This is a genomic window from Tautonia rosea (assembly GCF_012958305.1).
In the GTDB taxonomy this organism is placed as follows: domain Bacteria; phylum Planctomycetota; class Planctomycetia; order Isosphaerales; family Isosphaeraceae; genus Tautonia; species Tautonia rosea.
In genome coordinates, this window is the sequence record NZ_JABBYO010000026.1 from 1 (window position 1) to 15,999 (window position 15,999).

8 protein-coding genes are annotated in these 15,999 nt (G+C 62.9%); 4 read left to right on the top strand and 4 right to left on the bottom strand.

From position 1 onward, the window contains the following. From HG800_RS25690 to HG800_RS25700, 3 genes are all read right to left on the bottom strand, one after another. Positions 1-1,718 (bottom strand): hypothetical protein (locus HG800_RS25690; RefSeq protein ID WP_169981029.1); only part of this gene is annotated, 1,718 nt, incomplete at its 3' end. 50 nt (positions 1,719-1,768) lie between these two features. Next, entirely contained in the window at positions 1,769-3,208 is a 1,440-nt protein-coding gene (locus HG800_RS25695; RefSeq protein WP_169981030.1) for a DUF1501 domain-containing protein, read from the bottom strand. Between the two features lie 860 nt (positions 3,209-4,068). After that, positions 4,069-8,397 (bottom strand): PVC-type heme-binding CxxCH protein, encoded by a 4,329-nt coding sequence (locus tag HG800_RS25700; RefSeq protein ID WP_315852112.1) that lies wholly within the window; start codon positions 8,395-8,397, stop codon positions 4,069-4,071. A gap of 420 nt (positions 8,398-8,817) precedes the next feature. Here HG800_RS25700 and fabG point away from each other — a divergent pair, with 420 nt between their 5' ends. From fabG to HG800_RS25720, 4 genes are all read left to right on the top strand, one after another. Continuing rightward, positions 8,818-9,570 (top strand): 3-oxoacyl-ACP reductase FabG, encoded by a 753-nt coding sequence (gene fabG, locus HG800_RS25705; RefSeq protein ID WP_206352465.1) that lies wholly within the window; start codon positions 8,818-8,820, stop codon positions 9,568-9,570. Next, on the top strand, positions 9,567-11,120 hold the full coding sequence (locus HG800_RS25710; protein ID WP_206352466.1) for an acyl CoA:acetate/3-ketoacid CoA transferase: 1,554 nt from the start codon (positions 9,567-9,569) through the stop codon (positions 11,118-11,120). Before fabG ends, HG800_RS25710 begins: the two co-directional genes overlap by 4 nt. Then, entirely contained in the window at positions 11,120-12,271 is a 1,152-nt protein-coding gene (locus HG800_RS25715; protein WP_169981036.1) for a thiolase family protein, read from the top strand. Before HG800_RS25710 ends, HG800_RS25715 begins: the two co-directional genes overlap by 1 nt. Positions 12,272-12,340: 69 nt before the next feature. After that, complete coding sequence (locus HG800_RS25720; RefSeq protein ID WP_169981038.1) at positions 12,341-13,729, top strand: GntP family permease; 1,389 nt, start codon at positions 12,341-12,343, stop codon at positions 13,727-13,729. Between the two features lie 30 nt (positions 13,730-13,759). On the opposite strand, the gene HG800_RS25725 is transcribed toward HG800_RS25720, so the two are convergent. Continuing rightward, complete coding sequence (locus HG800_RS25725; protein WP_169981040.1) at positions 13,760-15,808, bottom strand: M13 family metallopeptidase; 2,049 nt, start codon at positions 15,806-15,808, stop codon at positions 13,760-13,762. Positions 15,809-15,999: the final 191 nt, after the last annotated feature.

Here is a 15,999-nt window from a genome sequence, read left to right on the forward strand (position 1 = left end):
TCCGCATCGGGTCCGAAGGCTGGCATCCGAAAGGTGTAAGCCTCCGATCGCAGGCCTGAGACACCCTCCCTGACTGCCCCAGCCAGGTAGGCCGGCGTCAGCTTCTCGTGCGGATCCGTCAGTCTTGGCGTGCGTTGATAGGGGACCACCTGGAGATAGGCACCGCCGAGGGTCCGGCTCACCTCCTCGATCGGCGGCGGACGGTCGGTATCGCGCTGGTGGCAACGGACACAACCGACCCGGGACAGGTGCCGCTGCCGGGTGTCGAACGGAGAGGGGTGGATTTCCATGCTCGCCACCGCCAGGTAGGCGGTAATTGCGTCGTGAGTTGGGTCATCGAGGGTGTATCTCGGGCCATCGTCGCCGATTCGCTCCAGGCATCCGTGGGTGACCTTGCCTGAGAAGGGGATGTCGCGAGGGCTCCCCAATCCCAGACCAGGATGGCAGGACATACAGCCCCGCTCGGTCATGAGAGCCGTCGCCACCTCCGCCCCTCCCCCTCGTACTCCGAGTCGACGGGCCACGGCCCGGATCTCCTCCGGGGTCGGGGTCTCGATCCCTCGCTCACGCTTCAAGGAGGGAGACCACATAAGTAAATATGCGGTGATGTCCTTGGATTCAGTGGGTGAGACAGGCAACCGAGGCATCCGGCCGTCAGGGTAACGGGCGTGCGGGTTGCCCAGGAAGGACACGAGATCATCCTCGCTCATCCGATCGGCCAGCCCTTCAAAGCCGAACCGATCTCGGTTTGGCTGTTCCGACTGATCCTGGTCGGGCACGAGGTGGCAAGCCACGCACCCGATCGAGAGAAATGCCCGACGCCCCGCCCGGTGGTCCCCCACCGATGAATCGTTGTCCGCGCGGTCCACGTCCCTTCGGCCCAGGAGATCCGCAAGGATCCACCGTTCGACCTCACCTGTCCGGTCCTCGGCAAACAGGGCAGGCATCCGAGCTCCGGCCCGCGTCCGAGCCGGATCGTCGAGCCAGTGCATCAACCAGTCTCGATCCAGTCGACGCCCCGCATCGGCCAGTGACGGACCCGGCGGTGGGTCGTCAACACCGGGTAAGGCTCCCTGATGGCATCGGGCGCAGCCAAAACGGCCGATCGCCTCCCTCCCGGCCATCGCCTTTTGATCGCGCGTAAGTTCCGGTGTGATACGCTCGACGAGGTGGCTGAGCCGCCACGCGGGAAGCGGTTCCGGCGCGAACGTTGGACCTTCCCAGTGGATCTGGAGCCGAGCCGGGGTCGCCTTCAGCGATCGGTAGCGAATCCACACACGGTAACGCCCAGGTGGCTTCGAGAGCGGCTCAACCGATTCGAGCACGTTCGTATCTGAGTGGCCAATCCCTCGGAGGACGGAGACTCCGTCGACTACCATTTCCAACTCGCCCCCGAGAAACGCGTGAAACGTGATGGGGCCGGTGTCGTTGACCAGCAGGACCCCGTCCCACTCCACCTCGAATGGTCCGTCCGGGATGCGCGGATGCGGGCTGGAATGCGATAGGGCGAACGCCGGTTTCGCATCTACCCGGTGGAGGGCAGGCCCATTTCCATCGACGGAGCGGTAAACGGCGATTAAACCCGGTGCCACGTCCTCCGGTCCAAGGTCAAGCGGTCCGTCAGACTCATCCGATGCCCAGAGCGTCCCACTCATCAGAGCGATCACAAGCGCCAGCAATGGGCAGGAGGAAAGAACCCTGAACTTGCAATGCGTCATCGGAATTACCTCATCGCCGTCGACTCGTCGTCCTCACACCGGGTGATGACTCAGGCGAGGATCCCTGTGATCGGGCGACCGCCCTGCGCGATCGGCACTGGCCGGCCCGTTCGATCGGCGACAGTCATCTCCGGGTCGATGCCAAGGCAGTGATAGATCGTGGCGCAGAGGTCGGCCGGGCGGACTGGGAGGTCCTTCACAAACGCCGCCTGGGAATCGGAGGCCCCGTAAACGGTGCCACCCTGGATTCCCGCCCCGGCGAGGGTGACGCTGTAACAGTAAGTCCAGTGATCCCGCCCGGCGTTCCCGTTGATTTTCGGGGTGCGTCCCATCTCGCTCATCACCACCACCAGCGTCTCATCGAGCAGTCCACGGGCCTCCAGATCCTCCAGGAGGGCCGAAAAGGCGAGATCGAAAAACGGCAGGTTGTAGTCCTTGAGGATCGCGAAGTTCCTGCCGTGCGTGTCCCAGCCGTCGTGCTGCAACCGAAGGCGCTCCCAGTAGAGATCCCAGGTCACATTGACGAATCGCACCCCCGCTTCGACCAGTTTTGAGGCGATCAGCGCACTGTTCCCAAACAAGGTGCGGCCGTAGCGGTCGACCCGGATCGGATCGACATCCGAGAGGTCGAAGGTTCGTCGAGCCTGCTCCGAGGTCAACAGGTCGAACGCCCGCCGCTGGCTGCGGTCGTACTGATCATAGGATACCTGCATCTGATTGTGCCGGAGTTGCCCCTCGAACTGCTGCAGCAGCCCTCGACGCCGGTCGAGCCGATCGAGCGTGATCCCCTCGGCAGTCGTCGCGTTCGGGATTGATGGCACCCCTCGAAGGACCTGGGGATACCACGGCCGCTCCTCAGGCGTGCCGTCATCGAGGTGTGGATCGCACTCAGAGCAAAGCGGGTCGAACCGCTTGCCAAGGAAGCCAGCATAGGGCCCCGGCCTCCGGATCGACTGGCCCCATCCAAGATAATTAGGGATATAGACATAATCAGGAAGTGCCCGTTCCTCCTTTCGAAGCGACTCGACCACCGATCCCATGCTCGGCGGGTACGTCTCGCTTGTCGAGACAATGTCGGGCGGGATCACCTCCCAGCCGGTGTAGCTCGGCAGCGGGTTGTGACACCCCGCGCTATGGGTCATCGATCGCACGACTGCCAGACGATGAGCCCAGCGTGCCGTCAGTGGCAGGTGCTCGCAGACTTCCAGGCCGGGCACACTGGTGGCGATTGGCCGAAACTCGCCCCGCACTCCGGACGGCGCCTCAGGCTTCATGTCCACCATGTCCTGCGTCGCCGCGCCTCCCAGCAAGTAAAGAACGATCACACTCCTGGCCTTGCCTCGATTCGATCCAGAGGCCTCCTCGGCCCGGAGGAACTCCGGCAGCCCGAGCCCGAGCCCAGCCCCAAGCGTCATCGCCCCGGCCCGCAACGCCTCGCGGCGTGTGACCCCATCGCAGCACCGTTTCGGACTGCCGAGCATCGAGATCATCGTCGGTCCTCTCTTACCGTATGGTGGCTCACCGGGCGAGCCGAACCGCCTCGGCACCGGCCAGTCTATCGGGACCTCCCCCAGTACTCAACAAATGAATCATTTGATGTAATCTTTCCTGTTCTGGATCTCTTACTGGTTGTTCGTTCATGTCCTTATTCATGAAACCTGATCACATAATAATGATTATCAGACCCTACGGCTCTGATCAAGCCGCGCTGGACGGTTTCTCTCGGAATCCTAGGGATGGGTCGGGAGCCAAGTGTTTCCTCGGCTTCGATCTGAGAGAAACGACCTGAAACTCGAGGCAGCCAGGTTATCGATCTTCAGGGTTCAAGCTTCTTGTCGGAACCGGGGTATTGCTTTTGCCCAAAGGGATTGAATAACCGCGGACAGCCGCGGTGTGGTCCACAGGTCGGTCGTGTCCAAAGGCCATCGGGCGTTTTGCTCAGCCAGGAGAGGACCGACCGCTTCTGACGAGTCGACAACTTGAGATGAGTTTGGGCCTTTGGAGCGTTTGCCACGATGGTCCTGGCGCCCCGACGTCTGATCGGAGATGATCGGAGGGAACTTCGATGGACGACGAGTCGCCATGAAGCCCGACTCGATCAACGATCGTGAGCCTATCCTGAATGATTGCGATACCGGCATGGGGACCAACGCCGTTGCGGTGCACCCCCGCGTCAGCACGACTTAAGCCCGAAGGCTGAAGCATCGACGCCGCGAAAGGACGCCTCGATCGTTCCCAAGTGCCAAGCGGTGTGGGCAGACGCCGAAGTGGTTCGAGCACTCCGCGCAGATCATCACCGCGATCGAGGCCGCCCGTCAGCTCGGATTCCCCGTGATCGAACAGGTCTCGTTCACTCGATTCCACCAACCTCAACGGTCACGGCCATGACGATCGGGGCAGAGGCGTCCCGACCTTTGCGAAGCTCGATCCGTTCGATGAGGTCGTCGGGACGCTCGGGACGGATGGTGAGGTATCGAAGCTGCCGGCCCCCGAGTTCGAAGGCAAGAGTCGAACCAGGGACGTCGACCCGACGGATATAATCGGCCAGGTGGATCCCATTGCGCAACGGATGGTCCTCGGTCGTGCCGTCGGCATAGTGAAGTCGGACGATCATCGAGATCGACCCCTCGTCACCGAAAGGGTACGACCAGCCGCCGACGCCGCCCAGCAGGTGAATAACCTCGGCCGGTGCATTGACCGGAAGCTCGACAACCCGAGGCATTCGGGGCGGGGTCCTGCCCTGCGGCCCATGGAGGAGAATCGCATTGGGCACCCGATCGCCCTGCGGGTCAACGAGCTGGAACGGGACCCCCTCGACCGTCTTGGTCGACCAGTCGTCAAAGACGAGCCGCTCGGTCCGAGACTCCTCGTCGAAGAACATGCCGCGGGTACTGACAACCGTGGCGGCCTTGCGCAGATCAAGCGGCAAGTACTTGCCCGGCCTCGTCAGGAAGGTGATCAGGTCGGCGAGCTGCTCGGGCGTGGCCTGCTGTTCAAAGCCCTCGGGCATCACCGACTTGTCGGAGGCGATGAACTCGTCGAGGTCGTCTCGGAGAATCGTATGAGACTTCCCTTCGGTATCGATCAGTTCGAGTGAGGTCCGCGTCTCGGCGGCGAGCAGGCCGCTGAGGATCCGGCCGTCGATCGTGGCTACCGTGTACTGCACGAAATTCCCCTCGACCTCTCGGCTGGGGTCGAGAATGTGCACGAGCAGTTCCTCGGCGGGATGGGCGGCCATGCCGGTCAGGTCGGGTCCGACCTTCCCCCCCTCGCCCGAATGCTGGTGGCACTTGGAGCAGAGGGTTTCATACACGGCGCGGCCGGAGGTCGGATTGCCTCCGGCCAGGACGACCGGGGCGAGTTCGTCAATCACCCGCTGACGGTCCGGATTGGGCAAGCCGCCTCCCCGAGCAAGCAGGGTCGAGGCCCGCTCGGCAATCGCGGCGTCCGGGTGGCCCATCAGCACCTGCTTCTGATCCAGGGCAAGCTGGCCGACCGGGATGATCCCCTGCTCGATCCCGTCAATCAGCGAGGCGCTCCAGTCGGCCCGGCTCAGCAAGACGCGAAGGACCTCGGAGCGGACGACCGGGGTGAGCGACGGATACGCCTCGACTAGGACCGTGCCCGAGTCCGCGGCCGCGCTGCGTCCGATCGCCGAGACGAGCCCGGCGGCGAAGGCCGGCGTCGATTGCGGCGTGATTAGGGAGATCAGCTCGGCCGAGGCCCCGGCATCGGTGCGACGGAAGGTGATGAACTGCCGGGCCGTTTCCAGCCGCGCCTCCTCGGTTCGGGCGTCGTTGTCCACCTCGGTCAGGAGTCGGGTGGCGATCTCGGCCGTGTACGCCTCGAAGCCCTCGGCCCCCCATCGGTTGGCCAGGTCGACGATCTGGCCCTGCGTCTCAGCCGGGAGACTCGCGAGGAGCGTCGCCATCGACGCTTGCTCATTCTTTCCGATCGTTGCCGCCTGTCCCTCGGGCCATCCCCGGCTGATCCCGGCAATCACGGCCTGCGCGACGTCGGGATGGGCGGATGCGAGCCTGGCCATTGTCGTGCCGATCGTCTCGGCCGGGGCACCTCGGGCCTCGTGCTCGGCCACGCGATCGGCCACGGTCAGAACCGTTGTACCCGGCGTCTCGTCAAATTTGTGGGCGGCGAGTTGTTCCAGGAACGGCCGAGCGTGTGCGGCCGCAGCCGCGACGGCCGCATCACCGAGCCATCGATCGTCGTCGAAGGCACCAGAGGCGATCGCCTCGACGATCAATCCGGCGGCCATCTCCGACTCGGGACGCTCCGAGAGGGCCAGCAGCGTCGACAGCCTCACGTGCGGATCGTCGTCGTGCAGGAGATGGGATCGAATAATCGCTGACAAGGCCCTGTCGTCATCGATCGGAAGTACGCGAACCGCATTCTGTCGGACGCCGGCCGAAGGGTGTCCCAGTGCCGCGATGGCGGCATCCCTCGCCTCTCCCTCGATCGCCCCCAGGCCGTGGAGGGTCCAGAGGGCGTGAATCGCCCCCGGATTCATGCCAATCGAATCGATCGATTGATCCTTTGACAGGGCAACGAGCGCCGGCACCACATCAGTCTTGCCTCGCTCGACCAGCAACCGCTGAGCATGAAGCCGCCAGAACATGTTGTCGTGAGACAAAGACGAAACCAGGCTCTCAGCGTCTTCAGGATCGAGTTCCATCGGCTCGGCTGGGGGAGCACCTTCATAGACAACCCGGTAGATCCGGCCGTGGGTCTTGTCGCGTAACGGGGTCTCGTAGGCATTTCCCTTGCCCGTCTCGAACCCCTGAGGCGTCGGGTTGTGCTGGACGATGTAGTTATACCAGTCGATGATCCAGACGTGCCCATCGGGACCAACTTCCGCCATGATGGGTGCGGTCCATTCGTCGTCGCTGGCGAGCTGGTTCCAACCGTAGTGTGCGGCGAAGTCGGTGCCGCGACGCTCCAGAGTGAAGGTTGCCACCAGGTGGCCGGTCGGCTCCGTGACGAATGCCGAGCTGTTCCAGTAATGGTCCGGATAGGTTCGAGCCGTATACAGGGCATGACCGGCAGCGGCCGTGAACCCGCCGTGCCAGTCAACCTGGCGAACCTTCTCGGTGATCGGGAAGAACCGGTTGGAGTCGGCAATGTTCCTGAGGACCGTCGGCGCCCATCCTCGGACCGCTTCGTAATAGCGATTCGGGATCGACAGGAAGACACTCGGGCACCCGTTGGCGGTTGATCCAAAAATCAGGCCCTCCTCGCTCATGCCGACTCCCCATGAGTTGTTTGAGGTCGATCGGAGAAATTCCAGAGCCGAACCGTCGGGCCGGAACCGGTAAAACCCCTGGCCAAAGCGGTGCAACTGATCACCGACCTGGCCCTGGAAAGCCGAGTAACCGACGATCCCGTAGAGCCAGTTATCCAGGCCGTACCGCAGGTTGCTCGGCCCGGCGTGGGTGTCGTTGACTCCCCATCCGGTGAACAGGACCTCGCGGATGTCGGCCCGATCGTCGCCGTCGGTATCCTTCAAGAACAGGGTGTCGGGGGCCTGATGGACGATTACGCCTCCCTGCGCGAAGGTCAAACTTGTGGGGATGTTCAACCCTTCGGCAAACACGGTGAACGAGTCGGCCCTGCCGTCTCCCGTCGTGTCTTCACAGATCGTGATGCGATCGCGGCCTTCACCCTGTTCTCTTCGGGTATTCGGGTAATCGACGCTCTCGGTAATCCAGAGCCGGCCGAGGTGGTCCCAGGCCATGCAAAGGGGCTTGAGGATGTCCGGCTCACTTGCAAACAGTTCGACGCGGAAGCCGTTGGGCACGACAAGGCGTTTCCTCGACTCGGCGGGCTTGAGCGCTTCCTGCATTCGGCGGAGCGGCTCACCCTGGGTGCCCCACTGTTCGCCAGCCAGATAGTTCGGGATCGGCGTATCCGTCTCGATGTATGAGAACACCCCATTCCGATCCACCGCTCGAGGGCGGCTGTCGAACACCGCTCCCCGGTTGGCGGTCCATCGGATGCCGCGTTCGATGAGATCCTGGAAGCCAGGCTCGGTCCAGGTCCGGGCATCGTGGCCGTATGCCGTGTAAAAGACACGGCCGTCTCCGTGGGTCCGCACCCAGGTCCAGGGCTCCCGGCCTTCCTCATCAGCGCGGACCTGCAACAGGTGCTTCTCGGGGTTGTGCCTGGTATGGACGTAGGTTTCATCCCAGGTTCGGAACGGCTCGAACCCGTCCATGATCGGGTGGCTTGGATCGACGATCTCCGTCTCGAACTCACCGGTCCCGTGGCGGAGAAACTGCGCACCAACCAGATCAACATACGCCTGCGAATTCAGGAAGCAGTACGAAGCGCAGTGGATCGGCACGAATCCACCACCGGCCGCCACGTAGTCGAGCAGAGCCCGCTCTTGCTCGGGGGAGATGGCCTCGATGTTGGCATAAATGATCAGAGCGTCGTACGCCTTGAGGGTTTCCGGATCGAGGGCTGTTGAGATGTCCTCAGTGTAGGTCATGTCGATCCCGCGTCCGGCCATAACCGGAATCAACTGCGCGGCCCGTTCAGAGGGACGATGGTGCCCCTGATCGCCGAGAAAGAGGACTTCCAGTCGGGCCTCGTGTGGTTCTTCCGCAACAACCGAACTGTGCAACAGGCTCAGTGCCATCATGAACTGGACACAACGGATCACGAGTTCTCCCTCCGATCTTCGGGCGGGTGGATGACGTGCTCGATCACGCTGAGATGGGTGCCAAAGTGGAAGAACCCACGATCCAGGACGCATCTCCCGTTCTGGATCACCTTCGAGATGGGCACGTCCCCTTGATCTCAAGATCCTGGCCATATCGAACTGTCATGGTCAAGGTCTTGAACCGATCACCGTGAGGGCCGGCTTCGATTCCCGGAACGTTGCGGGTGAACTTGGTCCATCAAAGGGGACGCAATCCTCCCGGGGCCGTTGCTTGTTCGACATGCTTCTCCCGGTTAACTTCGAGCCCAATTCATCGACTCCCTGGTGAAGGGTCGGTGCGTCTCTTTTTTTCCAATGATCAAACGAGTCCCTAGCAAGGGTCCACTCGGCCTCGCAGGGGACTCTCTGGAGACGGCAACGGTGATCGCAATTGACCTCGGCGGCAAGGTGGCCCTGGTAACCGGCTCCGGACAGGGACTTGGAAAGGCCTCGGCCACCCTCTTGCATGCAGCCGGTGCTGCCGTGGTCATCAATTATCCCCCGGACGCAACCGGCCAGAACGCCGATCGCGCTCAAGCCGTCGCCGAGGAGCTCGGCAATCGGGCCGTGGCCCTCCCGGCCGACGTGTGCGACCCTCAGCAGATCGACACCCTGATCACCACCATTCAGGAGCAGTTTGGCCGGATCGACATCGTCGTCAACAACGCCGCAGTTATCCGGGACCGAACCCTTCGCAAGATGAGCGACGAGGAGTGGCAAACCGTGATCGAAACCGACCTGAGTGGGGTCTTCCGCGTCTGCCGGGCGGCGATCGCCTGCATGGTTGACGGCGGCCGGATCGTCAATCTCGCGTCGATCTCCGGTGTCGTTGGTTTCTTCGGGCAGGCAAACTACGCGGCGGCCAAGGCTGGGGTCATCGCCTTGACGAAAGTGCTCAGCAAGGAGTTGGCCCCTCGGCGCATCACCGTCAACGCAGTCGCTCCCGGCGTCGTCCTGACCGACATGGGCAAGTCGATTCCCGAGGAAGTCCGCGCTCGGATGCTCGCCGAGATCCCCCTGAACCGTTTTGGAGAACCGGAGGAGATCGCGCATGCGATCCTCTTCCTTGTCAGCGACCTGGCAAGTTACATCACCGGGCAGACGATCCACGTCAACGGGGGATGGTGGGCGTGACCCCTCGCATCGAAAACCTCCTGTGCTCGGCCGACGAGGCCGTCGAGGCGATCAACGACGGTCAAACCCTGGTCAGTGGTGGCTTTGTCGGAGCGGCCCATCCTGAAGCCCTCACCGCGGCGATCAAGGCCCGATTTCTCCAGACCGGCCATCCCCAAGGGTTGACCTTGCTTTACGCCGCCGGTCAGGGAGACGGCGCTGATCGTGGGCTCAATCACCTCGGTCATCGCGGATTGCTGGCCCGAGTCATCGGCGGCCACTGGGGGCTTGCTCCTCGGATCGGCCAGCTTGCGCTGGCCGATGAGATCGAAGCGTACAACTTCCCGCAGGGGGTCATCTGCCACCTGCTCCGCGATATTGCCGCCGGTCGGCCCGGATGCATTACAGGGGTTGGTCTAGGGACATTTATTGATCCGATTCACCAGGGCGGGCGCATGAATGCTAGGTCGTCGCCCGATCTGGTCCAGCGTCTCGAACTTGACGGCCGCCCCTGGTTGTTCTATCGAGCATTTCCAGTCCATATCGGCCTGATCCGAGGGACGGCCGCCGACATCCACGGCAACCTTGTCATGGATGAGGAAGCGATCATCGGCGAAGTCCTGGCCATCGCTCAGGCCGTTCACAATTGCGGAGGGACGGTCATCGCCCAGGTCCGTCGGCTCCTTCCCCAAGCGGCCCCTCCCATGTCGGTCCGAGTCCCGGGAATCCTGATCGATCGAATCGTCCTTGCCTCTGGAGATCAACACGACCAGACCTTCGCCGAGAGGTTCAACCCAACCTACTGTCGCCCCGGCAATGTAGATTTGCTCGACGACCGCCCCCGATTGTCGGCAGGCGTGCGACGGATCATTGCATCGCGGGCCTGCGATGAGCTCAAGCCGGGCGCGATCGCCAACCTTGGCATCGGGATGCCGGAAGGAATCGCTTTGATCGCTGCCGAACGAGGCTTGCTCGGAGCCGTGACCTTGACCGTCGAGAGCGGGCCGATTGGCGGCGTTCCGGCCGGCGGTCTCAGCTTTGGTGCCTCAAGCCATCCCGAGGCAATTGTTGATCAACCCGCTCAGTTCGACTTCTACGACGGCGGCGGCCTTGACTTCGCTGCCCTTGGAGCCGCCGAAATCGACCAGAAAGGAAACGTCAACGTCTCTCGATTCGGAACACGTCTGGCAGGAGTCGGCGGTTTTGTGAACATCTCACAAAACGCTCGTCGGGTGGTCTTCTGTGGCACAATGACCTCTGGCGGACTGGAGGTGGAGGTCAGCAAGGGCCGCTTGCGGATTGTCCGGGAAGGAAGCGTCCGGAAGTTTGTCCCGATTGTGGAACAGCAGTCCTATGCCGCCCACGTTGCCCGGCAGAAAGGACAGGAAGCTCTTTATGTGACAGAGCGGGCTGTCTTCCAGATGACGGAGGAGGGTCTGGAGTTGATTGAAGTCGCGCCCGGTATCGACCTTCAGCGCGACGTCATTGACCAGATGGGATTCCGACCGTTGATCCACGAACCGAAATTCATGCCGATCTCTGCTTTTGATCACGACACTGAGGACATCTAATGGATCGTCTCTGCATCGTCGCGGCCAGGCGAACACCCCAGGGGCGATTCCTCGGAGGCCTCAAACGGCTCTCTCCGGTTGATCTCGCCTGTGCCGCAGCCCGGCCGATCGTGGATCAGGTTGATGAATCGCTGATCGATCATGTCATCATCGGCAACGTACTTGGGGCCGGTCACGGAATGAATGTCGCCCGGCAGGTGGGCATTCGTCTGGGCCTGCCACCCGAAGTCCCCGCGTTTACTGTGAACATGATGTGCGGATCGGGGTTGCAAGCCGTTCGCCTGGCCGCGCAGGTGATCCGATCTGGAGAAGCTCGGGCCGTCCTATGCGGCGGCACCGAGTCAATGTCGGGTGCACCGTACTTGCTCCCTCGGGCTAGGCAAGGTCTGAAGCTGGGAGACACCCCGCTCGTTGATTCAATCCTCCGCGATGGGCTCATCGACGCCTTCGAAGGCCGACACATGGGGCTCTTGGCCGAGGCGATGGCCGAATCGTTCGACATCGACCGGAGAAGCCAGGATGCCTGGGCCGTCAGAAGTCACCAGCGCTTCGCTGACGCCGAGGCGGCCGGCGTCTTCCACGATGAACGGGTTCCCCTCGAAGGGCTCGACACGGACGAGCATCCCCGGCCAGGAACGACTCTCGACGACCTCTCACGCTTGAAGGGGGCGTTCGACCCCGAGGGGACCGTGACGGCCGGAAATGCCAGCGGAATCAACGATGGTGCCGCTATGCTGTTGCTGACCGATCATGAGCTGGCCACCCGAGCATCCTGGCCGATCCTCTGTGACTGGGTCGATTCGGTCGCCGTCGGGTGCGAGCCGTCGCAGATGGGTCTCGGCCCTGTGTACGCCTTGCGTCGCCTCTGCGATCGCAAGCGTCTTGCACTGGCCGATTGCGATGCGGTCGAGATCAACGAGGCGTTTGCCTCTCAGGTACTCGCCTGTATGCGAGCACTGCCCGTCGCCGAGGAAACGGTCAATCGCTGTGGGGGCGCCATTGCCCTCGGGCACCCGATCGGCGCCAGCGGGGCTCGGCTGGCGGTCCATGCCGCGAATCAGATCGCACGGGGGGCAGTTCATCAGGCCGCCATCAGCCTCTGTGTTGGGGGTGGCATGGGTGTGGCTGCGCTCTTGCGAGCCTCGGATTGAACCACAGATGACCCCGAACGATGTCACTCGATCCCGACACGAGCCATCTATGTTCCGAGGCCTTACCCCATGCTGATCGAGGTGGGAGCAATCGTCCTGGCCCTTGGCCTCCTGATGACGGTCGCCTATCGGGGCCTGCCCGTCATCGTTTTCGCTCCGCTCTGCGCCTTACTGGCTGCGGCGCTGTCGGGAATGCCGCTCCTCCCTGCCTACACCGAGTTGTTCATGACCGGCGTGGCCGGGTTCGTCCGGGCCTTCTTCCCTCTGTTTCTCCTGGGAGCGGTGTTCGGCAAGCTCATGGACTCGAGCGGCTCGGCCGCGGCGATTGCCGCAGCGATGATCCGGGCAATGGGGCCTCGCCACGCGATCCCGGCGGTGGTGCTGGCCGGGGCGGTCCTGACCTACGGCGGCGTCTCCCTGTTCGTCGTGGCATTCGCCGTTTATCCCCTGGGCGCGGCCTTGTTTCGCGTCGCGGACATTCCCAAGCGATTGCTTCCGGCGGCAATTGCTTTGGGGGCGTTCACCTTCACCATGGATGCCCTGCCTGGCACGCCACAGGTTCAGAACATCATCCCCACGCGCTTCTTCGGCACCGATGCGTACGCCGCACCCCTTACCGGTCTGATTGGTGGTGCTATCGTCCTGTTTGGGGGCCTCTTCTGGCTGGAACGAAGACGAGCCCGTGCTGCCCTGATTGGGGAAGGATATGGCACCGGCCACCGGAACGAACCAGCGGCCCGATCGGCCGATCGGCTTCCTTCGCTCGGGGCGGCGGTCGTCCCGTTGCTAGTGGTGCTGGCGGTCAACTTCATCTTGAGCCGGACCGCGTGGTCGGTGGAGACCTGGTACGCCGAGGCAGCGCTTCTCCGTGACTTCCCCGAGACTCGCCCTCAGGATGCAGCTTCAACCTGGGCTGTGATTGTCGCTCTTTCCGCGGGAATCCTGGCCACCCTCGGCCTGAATATCGGTCGGATGAAGGACTCGGTCTCATCCTCACTCTCGGCCGCGGCGGCGGGTTCGCTCCCGGCGATCTTCAACACGGCCTCAGAGGTCGGCTTCGGCACGGTCATCAAGACCTTGCCGGGCTTCGAGATCGTCCGATCAATGGTGCTCGATGTCAGTCGGCATGTGCTCATCTCTCAGGCGGTCGCCGTCAACGTGCTGGCTGCTATCACCGGATCGGCCTCCGGCGGCCTGTCGATTGCTCTGGAGGTCATGGGCCGTCAGGCGCTCGACGCTGCACAGGATCAGGGGATCAGCCCGGAGCTGCTCCATCGGATCGCCTCGATGGCCTCCGGAGGAATGGACACCTTACCCCACAACGGGGCGGTGATCACCCTGCTGGCCATCACCGGCCTGACGCACCGGCAGTCGTACCCGGACATCTTTGTGATCACCCTGATCAAGACCGCCGCGGTCTTCCTCCTGGCCGCGGCAGCCTCGGCTCTGGCGGGGTGATAATCGACCACCCCACCCAAACTCGTTGCATTACCAGATCTTCACTCGTTCCTCTGGAGGCAGGTAGAGGGCATCTCCTTCCTTCACGCCGAACGCCTCGTAGAACTCGGGCATGTTGCGAATGACCCCGTTGCAGCGGAACTCGGCGGGGGAGTGGGGATCGGTGGCGAGTCGGCGGGTCAGTTCGGCGTCTCGGTACTTAGTCCGCCAGACCTGAGCCCATCCCATGAAGAACCGTTGATCGCCGGTCAGGCCGTCGATTACCGGTGCTTCCTTCCCATCCAGCGAGATCCGGTAGGCCCGGTGGGCGATGGTCAGGCCTCCCAGGTCGCCGATGTTTTCACCGATCGTCAACGCTCCGTTGACCGTCTGGCCGGGAAGCTGGGCGGGCTCGAACGAGTTGTACTGCTCGATGAGCATCCCGGCGCGGACCTCAAACTCCTCACGGTCCGAGTCGGTCCACCAGTCGTTCAGATTGCCGACGCCATCATATTTGGAACCCTGGTCGTCAAATCCGTGACCGATCTCGTGACCGATCACCGCGCCGATGGCCCCGTAATTGACGGCGTCGTCGGCCTCCAGGTCGAAGAACGGGGGCCGGAGGATGGCGGCCGGGAAGACGATCTCATTCATGCCCGGGTTGTAGTAGGCATTGACCGTCTGCGGGGTCATGAACCACTCGCCGCGGTCGACCTGCTGGCCGAGTTTCTTCAGGTTCCGATCGACCTCGAAGGCGGTCGCACGCTGGATGTTGCCAACGAGGTCATCGGGCACAATCTCCAGCGCCGAGTAGTCTCGCCAGGTGTCGGGATAGCCGATCTTGGGGTTGAAGGTCTCGAGCTTCTCGAGGGCCTTCGCCTTGGTGTCCTCGCCCATCCAGTCGAGCCCGTTGATCCCCTGGCGATAGGCTTCGATGAGGTTGGCGACCAGCTCCTCCATGCGCTCCTTGGCCCGGGGCGGGAAGTGCTCCTCGACGAACAGCTTACCCACGGCCTCGCCGAGCGACCCCTCGACGACCTGCACCCCCCGCTTCCACCGGGGGCGGTTCTCCTCGGCCCCGGTCAGGGTTTTGCCGAAGAAGTCGAAGTTCTCAGCGACGATTGCCTCGTTTAGATACGGGGCATAGGCGTGGAGGACGTTCCAGGTCAGCCAGGTCTTCCACTGGTCGAGGGGGACCTCGTCCAGAACCTCAGACATGGCCTCGAAGTAGCTCGGTTGGGCGATGATCACCTGGTCGATGTCGTCCGCACCGTAGGCTTCGAAAAATCGGGGCCAGTCGAAGCCCGGAGTGAGTTCGGCGAGGGCCTCAAGGTCCTTCTTGTTGTAGGTAAGGGTGGCGTCTCGACTCCGGACGCGGTCCCAGTGGTGCGAGGCAAGCTGGGTTTCCAGGTCCATGATCTGGCGGGCTTTTTCCTCGGCGTCGGGAAGGTCTGCCAGAGAGAACATCCGGGCAATATGAGACTCGTAAGCCTCTCGGATCGGTGCGAACTTCTCGTCGCGGTAATACGACTCGTCCGGCAGACCGATCCCGCCCTGGAACAAGTTGATGATGTAAGCATCGGACTGCTTCGCATCAGTGTCGACATAGCCGCCGAAGAGGCCACTCACGCCGACTCGTTCCAGTTCCGCGATCGTTCGGAGAAAATCATCCTTGGATTCGATGGCATCAACCGTCGCCAGCTCGTCTCGGATCGGCTCCAGACCAAGCTGTTCGACGCGATCCTCATCCATGAAGCTGGCGAACAGGTCGCCGACCTTCTGGGTCTCGGAGCCTGGCGGACCACCGGTCTCGGCCGCTTGCTCGATCAGGGCCTTGAGGTCTTCTTCGGCCTCGTCTCGAAGCGCGTAGAAGGCCCCGTCGGCCGATCGATCGGCGGGAATCTCGGCCTCGGCCAGCCACTTCCCATTGACGTAACGGAACAGATCGTCCTGAGGACGAACAGCCGAATCGGCGTTCGAGAGGTCGATACCCGATCGAAGCGTCGGCGTTGAGGTATCGGCCGGGTCGGAGGCGCGAAGGCTTTGGACGGCGATCAGAAGCAGCGACGCGACCATTGCGCCGCGGACCGGATCAGTCATCGAATGAGGCTCCTGGGGTGAATCCTGCGTGCTCGGGGCTGGTGGCGAAGCGTCCTCGATCGGACCCGTTGTCCCGACGAAGGGAATCCAACCCGGCGACACTGTGGCAAAACGTCCGCACCATTGCAGCCGATTGCTCGATTCGATTCCAGGTCATTCACGCGGCGAAGGGGATAGCTCCTCCTGATCTT

Excerpts from the sequence above, each read along its gene's own strand:
- HG800_RS25695 (WP_169981030.1), bottom strand. The coding sequence starts at position 3,208 with ATGATCTCGATGCTCGGCAGTCCGAAACGGTGCTGCGATGGGGTCACA.
- HG800_RS25715 (WP_169981036.1), top strand. The coding sequence starts at position 11,120 with ATGGATCGTCTCTGCATCGTCGCGGCCAGGCGAACACCCCAGGGGCGA.
- HG800_RS25720 (WP_169981038.1), top strand. The coding sequence starts at position 12,341 with ATGCTGATCGAGGTGGGAGCAATCGTCCTGGCCCTTGGCCTCCTGATG.
- HG800_RS25725 (WP_169981040.1), bottom strand. The coding sequence starts at position 15,808 with ATGACTGATCCGGTCCGCGGCGCAATGGTCGCGTCGCTGCTTCTGATC.